This window comes from Erwinia rhapontici (assembly GCF_020683125.1).
GTDB lineage: Bacteria > Pseudomonadota > Gammaproteobacteria > Enterobacterales > Enterobacteriaceae > Erwinia > Erwinia rhapontici.
The window spans coordinates 251,037-262,564 of sequence record NZ_CP085627.1 but is presented as its reverse complement, the minus strand read 5'-3'; the positions used below and the strand labels follow the sequence as shown (position 1 = coordinate 262,564).

Sequence of the window (11,528 nt, the reverse complement as noted above, 5' to 3'; positions counted from 1 at the left end):
AACGAAACAGGCCAGCGAATGCTGGCCTGTTTTTTTATGGGTCTGATAGCCCCCTGAGTCGAACAATGCTCTAATGGATTATTGCCATTTTGCGCGGTGTGTCGCGAATTCTGACGGGCCAGCCAATACGCCAGGCCCGCTTAAAGGGACTCAATGAAACTCGTTTCGCTTTCTGCTTTGGTGTTTTCCGGCCTGTTTGCGTTCTGTGCCAGCGCATCGGCAAAATCATTAGAAGACTTCAATCACTTGCCCCCCGTCTATGGCAGTTCGGATCAACTCTCCCCTGAACCGCATTTGCTGGCAGAATTTAAAGATAAAAAATTTGTCTGCCGCACGGAGGAGGACGCCACGCCGAAGGAAAGCCCCGCGGCAGCCGCGGCCTTCCGCCAGTTGGTGGACTATGCAGCAAAGGGCGACCCGGTGAATAACTTCTGGCTGGATGCCGGGAATCGTAAAAAACGCGAAGACCTGCTGGCAGCCGCGGTGAAGACCGGAAGCTGGAAGGCGATTTACCTGGATACTCTCTGGACGCTGCGTTATCCGGCCAGTCCTGAAGCCGCAACACAGGCCAGTGCCACCCTGCAAAAGATGATTCAACAGGGTATCCCCATCGCCATGTCTGACTATGCCGCCTCACTCTATGGCCGTGATTACAACACCATGTATACGCTGCTGTCAGCGGCGGTCGATCACGGCAGCCCGCAGGCGATGGACCTGGCCGGTGGGACCATTGTTCCGCAGGCCAGAGAGTTGCATCCGATCGGCAAAGCGATGCTGGAATGTGCCGTTAAACAGGGTTATGCCCCGGCGTATGCCAGCCTTGGCAAGCTGGCATGGATGCAGGGACATCGTTTAGACGCTTACCGACTGTGGGCAAAAGGGGTGAATCTGGGATGCGCCGCATGCAGTTCTCCCCTCGAGTCGCTGGCCCGGGTGCGATCGGGCTACAACACCGCCACCCCGATGCTGGATCTCATGCCAGAGCTGGCCGCGATTAATGCATTCTACAGCAACAATTTTTTCTATGAATTGAGTGACCTACGCGACTTTGAACGCCCCTTACCTGAAAAACTGGCGTTTCATCTCAATGACAAAGAGCTGTTAAAACTGCTGAAACTAAAGCAGCGCTGATGATCAGACAGGGAGGCTGGACAGTGAAATCGTTACTGCTTTTTCTGCTGGTGCTACTGTCGGGGTGTGATAACGCCAGTACGCCAGTGACCCGCACCGTAAAGGTGTGGCTGGGCGACAGTATCGAACCGATGCAGGCGGCATTAGGCAAGGATCTCACCCGCGACTGCGATGACACGATGTGCTGGTATAATTTCACCAAGCCCTCGAAAAGCGGCAATACCCTCAATCTGATCCTCGGCGGCGATCGCTCTTTCACCATCAATGGTGTGTTCTCTTTTTCCGCCCCGGTCTACAAAGAGAACCACGATCGTTTTGATGAAATCAATATTTACCCTCTCAGCCTGCCGGAAGACAGCCTGCTGGCGGATAGCAGGGTGTGGTTCTATCAACTGGTCGGCCGCCTTCAGGCTGCCGGTTGGCAGCGTTTTATCACCCAGAATGAACCGCGTCTTCCGGGGTCTGAAGTGGCTAATACCATACGGATTGAACAGGTGATGACCGCTTCCAGCCTTTCGACACCGTTTAACGATCCGTCATCCCACCTCAATAACGCCCAGTGGCTGGCACTGCCGTTTTTAGCGGACTGGTATTTTTATCGTGGTAACGAATACCTGACCCTCAGCGCACAGCGTGAGAACAGTAAAACCGCGCCCGCCGAGCGCGGCACTTATCTGTTCACCCTGGCGTTCCGTAGTGAGGAACAGACGTACCAGGATTACTTCAAGTATGAGGATCGCCACCACTGGAAAACCCTGCTGCCTGCATTACTGAAAAAGATGGCCACACAGCGTGCGCAGCAGGAAGCACGACTGCGCGCGGCAGGCATCAGGATTGATGAGAACTATCGCGACCCGGTGATTCGTGCACTGAGTGTGCCCTAAGCCCGTGACAGGAACCTGTGATTAGCAGGTCAATGTAGGGGTCAGGCATGCCTGACCCCCTGCGATCAGAACGCAAAGCAGGAACAGCCCAGCGCCCCCCAGAAGGCATTGTCATCGGATACCGGCACGCTGGAACGGCGCGCGACATCATGCGAATGACTGTGCACACCACAAGGTCCGCTGCACTGGTGCGGCTGTGAGGCAAAGGCCACGCGACCATTCGCCAGCGGTGGCGCACTGCGGTAATGGCCTGGTGTGGTCACGACCGGAGACCATTCCGGCAAGACCGGTATCAGCGGCGGTGACAACGGGCTGAAACTGCCTGCGGCATACACCACGTCGCCATTCACCACGGTCAGCACCGACTCAATGCTTTTGATCGCCTCTTCGTGCACGCTGAAATAATCCTGTGACAGGATTGCCAGGTCAGCCAGTTGCCCCACTTTGATCTGCCCTTTTTTCCCCTGCTCGCTGGAAAACCAGGCGCTGCCCTGCGTCCACAGCATCAGCGCCGTTTCACGGTCCAGACGGGCATTGACGTCATACATCGCCATACCGCCCACGGTGCGGCCAGACACCAGCCAGTAGAGCGCCGTCCACGGGTTGTAACTGGCCACCCGGGTTGCATCCGTGCCCAGACCAACCGGTACCCCCGCTTCCAGCATTTTCGCCACAGGAGGCGTTTGCTTCACCGCTTCATGACCGTAGCGCTCGGCAAAATATTCGCCCTGGAACGCCATGCGATGCTGGACCGCAATCCCGCCGCCCAGCGCTTTAACCCGCTCGATATTGGCTTCGGTAATGGTCTCTGCGTGGTCAAAAATCCAGTGCAGACCGTTGAACGGAATCTCCCGGTTAACCTTCTCGAACACATTCAGCATACGGCTGATCGATTCGTTATAGGTGGCGTGCAGACGGAACGGCCAGCGGTGTTCGACCAGGTGACGTACCACACGTTCCAGCTCATCTTCCATTCCGGGTGCCAGGTCCGGACGCGGCTCCAGAAAGTCTTCAAAGTCAGCGGCCGAGAACACCAGCATCTCGCCCGCGCCGTTATGGCGATAAAAGTCTGTGCCCTGCCCCGGTTTCAGCATATCGGTCCAGCGTTCAAAATCTTCCAGCTCGTGACCCGGTCGCTGAGTAAACAGGTTGTAGGCAATGCGTACCGTCAGCTGCTTTTTCTCGTGCAGTTCGCTGATCACCTCGTAATCATCCGGGTAGTTCTGGAAACCGCCGCCTGCATCAATGGCGCTGGTCAGGCCCAGACGGTTCAGCTCGCGCATAAACTGGCGGGTGGAGTTCACCTGCTGTTCCAGCGGCAGCTTCGGCCCTTTTGCCAGCGTGGAGTACAGCAGCATCGCGTTAGGACGGGCAATCAGCATCCCGGTCGGGTTGCCGTTACCGTCGCGCTGGATCTCGCCGCCCGGTGGATTTGGCGTATCTTTGGTATAACCCACCACACGCAGGGCGGCACGGTTCAGCAGCGCACGATCGTAGAGGTGCAGAATAAAGACCGGCGTGTCCGGTGCGGCTTCATTGATTTCATCCAGCGTTGGCATACGGCGCTCGGCAAACTGGAACTCGTTCCAGCCACCGACCACACGCACCCACTGTGGATTTGGCGTACGCAGCGCCTGCTCTTTCAGCATACGTAAAGCATCGGCCAGCGACGGCACGCCTTCCCAGCGCAGCTCAAGGTTGTAGTTCAGCCCGCCGCGGATCAAATGCAGATGCGAGTCGTTCAGCCCCGGGATACCGGTGTGGCCTTTCAAATCCACCCGCTTTGTGTCATCCCCGGCAAACTGCATCACTTCTGCTTCGCTGCCTACGGCCAGGAACTTACCGTCTTTAATCGCTACCGCCGTCGCCAGTGGGTTTTCACGGTCAACCGTATGGAATTTACCGTTGGTCAGAATCAATGAGGCATTATTCATCATTACTCTCCAGGCTGGTTTTCCCGCGCGGGGACAACCAGTCGTTTAATAAGCGCGTTATCGCCGGCATCCACAGATATACCACCAGGCCAACCACGCAGGCATCGTTAAGAAAGTGTCCCCACAGCGTCCCTTTACTGGCGGGCAGCAACGTCCCCCAAAACCAGGGAACCAGATTAGTGGAGGGAAAAATCACCGCCAGCGTCACCAGAAACTGTTTCCACTGTTTCGGTGCTGCCCGTCCCGGCTCGGCCGGGGTAAACCAGAACGCCGCCCCGGGGCGCATCTCAATATGCTCCTGCCCCGCCAGCATCCCCGCCAGTTCTCCCACACGCGCCGCCCGCTGTGGCGAGTTAAGCCACTGATAAAGATTATCCAGGTTGTCGAATCTGACCAGTATCGTCCAGGTCATTTCACCGTGTACCGGGCGCAGTACATTCACGCCAAGATGACCGGGGAACAGCGCCGCCTGCGGTAAAATAGTTTCCAGCCAGCGTTGATAGTCGTCTTGCTTCGCGGGCAGCAGGCGATGCGTAATCACCAGGGTAATGTGTTCAGGCTGATGGGGGTAATCCACGACGTTCTCCTTAATGCCCCCCGCCAGGGGGGCCAGGCCATCAGGCTTTGCGGGCCGGGGCGTTGTGTACCATCGTGTAGGCGTAATCCACGCCCATGCCGTACGCTCCGCTGTGCTCGCGCACCAGATCCATCACGTCGTCGTACGTCTCTTTACGTGACCAGTCGCGCTGGTACTCCAGCAACACCTGCTGCCAGGTCACCGGGATCGCGCCCGCCTGCACCATACGGTCGATAGAGCGCTCGTGCGCATCCACGCTGGTGCCGCCGGACGTATCGGTCACCACGTAAACTTCGAAGCCCTCTTTCATCGCCATCAGCGCCGGGAAAGTCAGGCACACTTCGGTCCACAGGGCCGAGATAATCAGCTTCTTACGCCCGGTGGCCTTCACTGCCTTCACGAATGCTTCATCTTCCCAGGAGTTCATCGAGGTACGCTCAATCGGCGTAGACTCCGGGTGCACTGCCAGCAGCTCCGGCCAGATATAGCCGCTGAAGCTTTCGGTTTCCACCGAGGTGTAAATCGTCGGCACGTTAAAAATCTTTCCTGCTTTTGCCAAAGCAACGGTGTTATTTTTAAGCTGCTGACGATCGATGTTGGCAACACCGAAGGACATCTGCGGCTGATGGTCGATGAAAATCAGGGTGGAGTTCTGTGGGTCCAGCAGGTCGAATTTAGACATTTTTTTATTCCTTTTACGTTTCAGGTTTCGGGTTTGTCTTGCGTGTTAACACAATACGAAATGGCCGCCCGGGTTGATAACGGAAAGAATTGAGGTTGTTGTTAAACAAATTTTGGGTTTGGGGAAAACCATGCGATTAAACCTTGAAGCGCTGCTGATTCTGGATGCACTGGACCGACACGGAACCTTTGCCGCAGCGGCGGCCAGGCTGTTTAAAACCGCCTCTGCGCTGAGTTACACGGTGCAAAAGATGGAAAGCGATTTGAATATCACGCTGCTGGATCGCTCCGGTCATCGTGCAACATTTACCCCCACCGGGCGCTTAATGCTGGAAAAAGGTCGCATTCTTTTGCGCGCCGTGGGGGAGCTTGAGCAGCAGGCGCAGTATGTGGAAAGCGGCTGGGAAAGTAAGCTCACGATCAGCCTTGATGCTTCGGTGCCGTTTTCCCTGCTCTCTGGCCTGATTGATGCGTTTTATCAGGAGCATCATCATACTCAGTTGCTGTTCCGCCAGGATGTGCTGGCGCGCTGCTGGGAGGCGCTGAGTTATGGGCTGGCCGATATTGTATTCGGCGCGGTTCAGGAACCGGTGCGCCACAGCGGTGTCAGCTGTGTGCCGGTTGGCTGGCTGGAATATGCCTTCGCCATTGCGCCCCATCACCCGCTGGCGGCGCTGCCTGCCCCATTATTGCGCGAGCAGATCCGCCAGTACCGCGCGGTAGTGGTCCACGACAGCTCACGCCATGCCGAAGGCACCGATTTACGCGTACTGGATGAGCAGCCGATTCTCAGCGTGCACAGTTTCAGCGATAAACTGCAGGCACAGGTGGACGGGCTGGGCTGCGGCTATCTCCCGCGCTATCTGGCGGCCCCGCATCTGGAAAGCGGCGCGCTGGTCGAACGCCAGCTGGACAGTGAAACCCGGCGTGACCAGGCATTTCTGGCCTGGAGCGACAGCGCCACCGGGAATGCGGCCATGTGGTGGCGTGAGCGGCTCCAGAACTTCGAGGGTATTCGCAGCGTGTATGCCGCGGAGTGAATACTGCGCCCGGGGTCACCCGGGCATCAGCCTTTGCCGCTCTTAGCGGGCGCGTGTGGTGGTCCACTGCACGGCAAATACGCTCGCCAGCACGACAACCAGCCCCAGTAACGCCGTACCGGTGATGGATTGCCCCAGTAACGCCCAGCCCAGTACCACGGCAGCCAGCGGGCTAAGTAAACCTAACGAAGCCACGGCCACCGTCGGCAAACGGGCCACACCGCGGAACCAGAGTGAATAGGCGAGCAGTGCCCCGGCCAGGCTGAGATAGCTGTAGGCGGCCCACTGCGTCAGAGTCAGTTCCGGCAGTGGCGCATCGACCTGCCACGCCACGGGCGCCAGCATCAACCCACCAATCACTAACTGCCAGCCGGTGAGCGACAGCACGGGGAGATCCACTCGCCAGCGGCGCGTCAGCCAGACACCTGTCGCCATGCAGGCGGCGCCCAGGAATGCCGCTGCCATGCCGAGGGGTTCGAACACCGTCTGTGGCGAGAGCAGCAACACGGCCATTCCCACCACTCCCGCCACCGCGGACCACAGTGTGGCTTGTGCCGGTGATCGGCGATCCACCGCCCAGACCAGCACCATCACCAGCAACGGCTGGATAGCGCCCAGCACCGCAGCCAGGCCACCGGGCAGGCGATAGGCCGCGACAAACAGCAGAGCCTGGAAGACACCAATGTTTAAGGCACTGAGCACGATCAACCGCCACACGTCACGCCGGGCGGGCATCTGTCGCGTGAAAAGCAGCAGCAACAGGCCTGCGGGCAACACGCGGATTAATGCCGCGGTGAATGGCCGATCGGGTGGCAGAAGTTCAGAGGTCACAATATAGGTGGAGCCCCAGATGGCAGGGGCCAGGGCGGTCAGCAAGACATCGCGCCAGTAGCGCAAAGAGGGTGTAGTGTTCATGACATTACCTTCAATTCAAGATATTATGATTCTGTTGATCAACTATCTTGAAGTCAAGACAAATGAATAATCGGACCCCTCCAACGCCGCGTGATGCGGTCGATATCATTCTCGAACAATGGCGGCGCGAACGCCCCGATCTGGATGCCAGCCCGATGGGGCCGATCGGACGGATAAAGCGTTGTGCCATCCTGCTTGAGCAGCAGTTGGAAGTGGGTTTTGCCCGCTTTGATTTAGTGAGCTGGGAGTTCGATATGCTGGCCACGTTGCGTCGTTCTGGCGCACCTTATTGCCTCAGCCCAACCGCACTATTCTCCACATTGATGGTGACATCGGGCACCATGACTCATCGCCTGAAGCGGCTGGAAACCCGTGGGCTGATATTGCGCACAGCCAGCCAGCAAGATGCACGCAGCACCCTGGTGCAGCTCACACCCGAGGGGCTGAAACTGATTGAACGCGCCGTGGGGCCGCATGTTGAGAACGAACGTCAGATGCTGTCAGTGTTGCCCGCGGAGGTGCTGGCGAGTCTTGATGCGTCTCTCTCTCAGCTGATGCAGGCATTAGAGGAAAAAGCGGGAAAAGCGTAACGAGCAGGGCCACATTCACGGCCCTGAGAGTAATATGGAAAGAAAGCCCATCCTATCAAGATGAAATCGGGCGACTATTCTGCAAAAACTTCCGGCCCTTTAGTTTCAATGGTATTCAAAATACGTAGCGCGGCGTTACCGGGCTGACTTTCATTACGCTCCCATTTGGACACACTTTCTATCGACATGCCCAGGGTCATCGCCAGGTCTGCCTGAGAAAGCCCATAACGGATGCGCAGGCTTTTGATTTGCATACCATCCATACAACGAATTTTTGGCAATCGCTCCCGCAACTGCCGCGCTTTAATTCGTGCATCCACTCGAGCGACGGTTTCATCAGAAACCACTCCCAGTTTGTTATAACGATTGGCCATGCCCTGAAGGCGCTTCAAACGTTCAGTCATCGCAATTTACCTCAATGAGTTCTTTCACTTTAATCAGCTGTTGCCTGAGATAATCGTTCATTTTCAAAAAATCCTGAGCCACATCGCAGTAGGACTCTATCTCGTCCATTTCCAGCTCTTTTCCCTTCTTTTTAGATAGCTCACTTTTCACATAGATATCGAAAAAATAGAGGTGATCACCATGAGAAAAAAAGATGATGGAGCGAGCACCATTACTGGCGCCACTACCGGCAACACCAATACGTTTCTTATATACGCTGCGGCCTAAATGCCCATCGTGAGCACCATTTCTGACCAGATCTGCGGCCTTGCAGAGTTTCTGGTCACTAATACGAAAACGCTTTCTGTCTCGATCAAACTCCGGAGTCATATATGTCGGCATAGTCCTTTACCCGATGAAAAACCCGTAAGCAGGACTATAGTCCTGCTTACGGGTTATCTCAACCAGAAAGATGACGGCGGGTTAGTGCAGAGAAATAAAGTGATTCACTTTAGGTTTTTCCTCTCCCTGATGGAAACGGGTCACGCTGCTTTGTAAATCCGCATCGGCATGGGAGACGCGCTGATGCTGACGCAGATGCTCATGCCAGGACTCCACCAGGAACCACTCGATCAGTGTGGTGGCATCGTGGCTGTGCTCGGCAATGCCCCAGGCGTAAGCCCCATCACGGCGGCGGGTAAGCGACAGGTTTTTAATCTCTGCCAGAAACGCCGGACGATCTTCGGGTGCGACCTGGTACTCAATCTGAATCATCACCGGGCCACGATCTGCCGTGACGGGTGTTTCTAACGCGGGCTGATCCCAGTGACCGGACGGTTGCAGGTCAGCCTCGCCTGCCGGAAGTTTAAGGCGCAGACACAACAGCGCGGAAAGCGTCAGCGCCAGAGCGGCAATCAGCAGGGTTCCCACCAGGCCGGTTTCCTGTGCCACCAGCCCCCAGAACAGGCTGCCTGCGGCCATAGCACCGTTGAAAATCATCAGATAGACCGCCAGACCGCGACCCCGCACCCAGTCGGGCAGCACCGCCTGCGCCACACCGTTCAGTGAGGTCAGCGCAATAATCCAGCTGATGCCCAGCAGCACCATTAGCGGCAGAGCCAGCGCTTTGATCGGCAGCAGGGCAATGACCACCATCACCAGCGCGGAAAGCCCCGCCGACAGCAGCATTAACCCGTCAACGTTCATCCGCTGACGCAGGACAGGCAGCAGCAGCGCCCCGGTAATCGCCCCGATACCAACCGCGCCCAGCAGCGTGCCGTAAAACCCGGCGCTGCCCTGTAACAAATGACGCGCCACCAACGGCAGCAGTGCCCAAATGGCGCTGGCAAAAAAGAAGTAAATCGCGGTGCGCACCAGCACCCGGTGCAATTCACGGCTGGCTTTGACGTAGCGAATGCCCGCACGGAACGCCCCGAAGAAATGTTCAGACAGCTCATTTTTCGCTTTATGCGGCCGCTTCCACCAGATCAGCGCAGCGATAACGAACACATAGCTCAGGACATCCGCCCCGTAGGCTGCCCAGGCACCGAGTGCTGCCAGCAGCAGACCGCCGGTTGCCGGGCCCACTGCACGGGCGATATTGATCCCCAGCGAGTTAAGCGCCACCGCATTCTTCAACTGCGGACGAGGCACCAGCTCCGGCACAATCGCCTGCCAGGCCGGGCCCATCAGCGCAGCGCCGATACCGCCAATAAAGGTCAGTGCCACCAGATACTCGACGGTCAGCAGATTATTATGCGAGAGGATCAGCAGCGTACCGCTGACGCTGGCCAGCAGCAGCTGGACAAAAATCAGCAGGCGACGGCGATCAAGAATATCGGACAGCACCCCGGCCGGGATTGCCAGCAGGAAAATCGGTAAGGTGGCGGCAGTCTGCATCAGTGCGACAGCCGCCGGGTTAGATGACAGCCCGGTCACCAGCCATGAACTGGCCACATCGCGCATAAAACTGCCGGTATTGCCGAGGATGGTCGCGGCCCAGATCACCGCAAACAGCCCTTGCTTAAGCGGCGCAAAAGCACCGGATGACGTTGTCTTCATGGTCAGGCTCCAGGACGAAGTGCAGCAGCCGCCTGTTCGCCCATGCCGTACGCACCGCTGTGCTCACGCACTCGATCCATCACGTCGTCGTACGTGTTCTGTGGGTCCAGTAGGTCGAATGTAGACATGGTCAATTCCTCTTTTCGTTATCAGTAAGCGATGTAGTGAGCGAGTGTTTCGCTGCTGGAAACAAGACTAATGGCGACTAGAATTTGCTGATAGCGGAAAGAACTGGGCAACTCGTTAAGATTTTTTTGTTAGTCACAACATCACGTCATCCACCTTCGAGGAAACAGAAATGAGCACATTCACTACGCAGGACGGCACGCAAATTTATTTCAAAGACTGGGGCACGGGTAAGCCGGTCCTGTTCAGCCACGGCTGGCCGCTGGATGCCGATATGTGGGACAGTCAGATGAATTTTCTTGCCGAACGCGGCTACCGCGTTATCGCCTTTGACCGCCGTGGCTTTGGCCGCTCTGACCAACCGTGGGAAGGGTACAACTACGATACCTTTGCGTCAGACATCAACGACCTGATCCAGCACCTTGATCTGCATGACATTACGCTGGTGGGCTTTTCAATGGGCGGCGGCGATGTGTCGCGCTATATCGGTCGCTACGGCAGTGAGCGCGTCAGCGGGCTGGTGCTGCTGGGGGCGGTGACGCCGATCTTCGGTAAGACGGACGACCATCCTGAAGGAGTGGAAAAAGCGGTATTTGACGGTATTCGTGATGGATTACGCAAGGATCGTGCGCAGTTTATCAAAGACTTTGCCACGCCGTTCTACGGCATTAACGCCGGGCAAACAATTTCCGACGGCGTGCTGGCCCAGACGCTGAATATCGCGCTGCTGGCGTCGCTGAAAGGCACTATTGACTGCGTGACGGCGTTTGAAGAGACTGATTTCCGTGGCGATATCGCGAAAGTGACCGTGCCAACGCTGGTGATCCACGGCAGTAACGACCAGATTGTGCCGTTTGAAGCCACCGGTAAACTGGCTGCCGCGATGATCCCCGGATCGGAGCTGAAAGTGTACGACGACGCGCCGCACGGCTTTGCTGTGACCCATCAGGATCAGTTAAATCAGGATCTGCTGGCGTTTTTGCAGCGGTGATATTATCGCAGGCGGGGCATGCCCCGCCCCTACGCTTTGCAGGGTAATACGTAGGGGTCAGGCATGCCCCGCCCCTACTTTGCAGGGTCATACGTAGGGGTCAGCATGCCCCGCCCCTACTTTGCAGGGTCATACGTAGGGGTCAGCATGCCCCGCCCCTACTTTGCAGGGTAATACGTAGGGGTCAGCATGCCCCGCCCCTACTTTGCAGGGT

At 57.1% G+C, this 11,528-nt stretch carries 13 protein-coding genes; 5 read left to right on the top strand and 8 right to left on the bottom strand.

Annotated features, from left to right (window positions below):
- Window positions 1-153 precede the first annotated feature (153 nt).
- Window positions 154-1,131, top strand: coding sequence for a hypothetical protein (locus tag LJN55_RS01115; RefSeq protein ID WP_227535527.1), 978 nt, complete (start codon window positions 154-156; stop codon window positions 1,129-1,131).
- Between the two features lie 23 nt (window positions 1,132-1,154).
- Complete coding sequence (locus tag LJN55_RS01110) at window positions 1,155-2,015, top strand: hypothetical protein (RefSeq protein ID WP_227535526.1); 861 nt, start codon at window positions 1,155-1,157, stop codon at window positions 2,013-2,015.
- A 65-nt stretch (window positions 2,016-2,080) separates the two neighbouring features.
- Here LJN55_RS01110 and LJN55_RS01105 read toward each other — a convergent pair whose 3' ends face one another.
- The 3 genes from LJN55_RS01105 to LJN55_RS01095 are packed head-to-tail and all read right to left on the bottom strand — an operon-like array spanning window position 2,081 to window position 5,208.
- Window positions 2,081-3,952 carry an amidohydrolase gene (locus tag LJN55_RS01105; protein WP_208868843.1) on the bottom strand — a complete coding sequence of 624 codons (1,872 nt, stop codon included), beginning with the start codon at window positions 3,950-3,952 and terminating at the stop codon, window positions 2,081-2,083.
- Entirely contained in the window at window positions 3,942-4,526 is a 585-nt protein-coding gene (locus tag LJN55_RS01100; protein ID WP_200642554.1) for an antibiotic biosynthesis monooxygenase, read from the bottom strand. The genes LJN55_RS01105 and LJN55_RS01100 overlap by 11 nt, the downstream gene beginning before the upstream one ends.
- A gap of 40 nt (window positions 4,527-4,566) precedes the next feature.
- Window positions 4,567-5,208 carry a hydrolase gene (locus LJN55_RS01095; protein WP_133844405.1) on the bottom strand — a complete coding sequence of 214 codons (642 nt, stop codon included), beginning with the start codon at window positions 5,206-5,208 and terminating at the stop codon, window positions 4,567-4,569.
- 130 nt (window positions 5,209-5,338) lie between these two features.
- Between LJN55_RS01095 and LJN55_RS01090 the strand changes: the two genes are divergently transcribed.
- On the top strand, window positions 5,339-6,247 hold the full coding sequence (locus LJN55_RS01090) for a LysR family transcriptional regulator (protein WP_227535525.1): 909 nt from the start codon (window positions 5,339-5,341) through the stop codon (window positions 6,245-6,247).
- Window positions 6,248-6,289: 42 nt separating this feature from the next.
- Here LJN55_RS01090 and LJN55_RS01085 read toward each other — a convergent pair whose 3' ends face one another.
- The gene (locus tag LJN55_RS01085; RefSeq protein WP_133844409.1) at window positions 6,290-7,162 is read right to left on the bottom strand and encodes an EamA family transporter; all 873 of its coding nucleotides are present in this window, start codon (window positions 7,160-7,162) and stop codon (window positions 6,290-6,292) included.
- 62 nt (window positions 7,163-7,224) lie between these two features.
- Between LJN55_RS01085 and LJN55_RS01080 the strand changes: the two genes are divergently transcribed.
- Window positions 7,225-7,752 carry a MarR family winged helix-turn-helix transcriptional regulator gene (locus tag LJN55_RS01080; protein ID WP_227535523.1) on the top strand — a complete coding sequence of 176 codons (528 nt, stop codon included), beginning with the start codon at window positions 7,225-7,227 and terminating at the stop codon, window positions 7,750-7,752.
- Between the two features lie 74 nt (window positions 7,753-7,826).
- Here the strand turns inward: LJN55_RS01080 and LJN55_RS01075 are convergent, their stop codons facing one another.
- From LJN55_RS01075 to LJN55_RS23895, 4 genes are all read right to left on the bottom strand, one after another.
- Window positions 7,827-8,156 (bottom strand): helix-turn-helix domain-containing protein, encoded by a 330-nt coding sequence (locus LJN55_RS01075; RefSeq protein WP_227535521.1) that lies wholly within the window; start codon window positions 8,154-8,156, stop codon window positions 7,827-7,829.
- Window positions 8,149-8,538: a type II toxin-antitoxin system RelE/ParE family toxin gene (locus tag LJN55_RS01070; protein WP_227535519.1), complete on the bottom strand. Its 390-nt coding sequence runs from the start codon at window positions 8,536-8,538 to the stop codon at window positions 8,149-8,151. Before LJN55_RS01070 ends, LJN55_RS01075 begins: the two co-directional genes overlap by 8 nt.
- Window positions 8,539-8,619: 81 nt before the next feature.
- Window positions 8,620-10,197: an MFS transporter gene (locus tag LJN55_RS01065; RefSeq protein ID WP_227535518.1), complete on the bottom strand. Its 1,578-nt coding sequence runs from the start codon at window positions 10,195-10,197 to the stop codon at window positions 8,620-8,622.
- Between the two features lie 2 nt (window positions 10,198-10,199).
- Window positions 10,200-10,325 carry a hypothetical protein gene (locus tag LJN55_RS23895; protein WP_259152251.1) on the bottom strand — a complete coding sequence of 42 codons (126 nt, stop codon included), beginning with the start codon at window positions 10,323-10,325 and terminating at the stop codon, window positions 10,200-10,202.
- Between the two features lie 170 nt (window positions 10,326-10,495).
- Between LJN55_RS23895 and LJN55_RS01060 the strand changes: the two genes are divergently transcribed.
- Window positions 10,496-11,314 (top strand): alpha/beta fold hydrolase, encoded by an 819-nt coding sequence (locus LJN55_RS01060; RefSeq protein WP_133844415.1) that lies wholly within the window; start codon window positions 10,496-10,498, stop codon window positions 11,312-11,314.
- The last annotated feature ends 214 nt before the right edge of the window (window positions 11,315-11,528 follow it).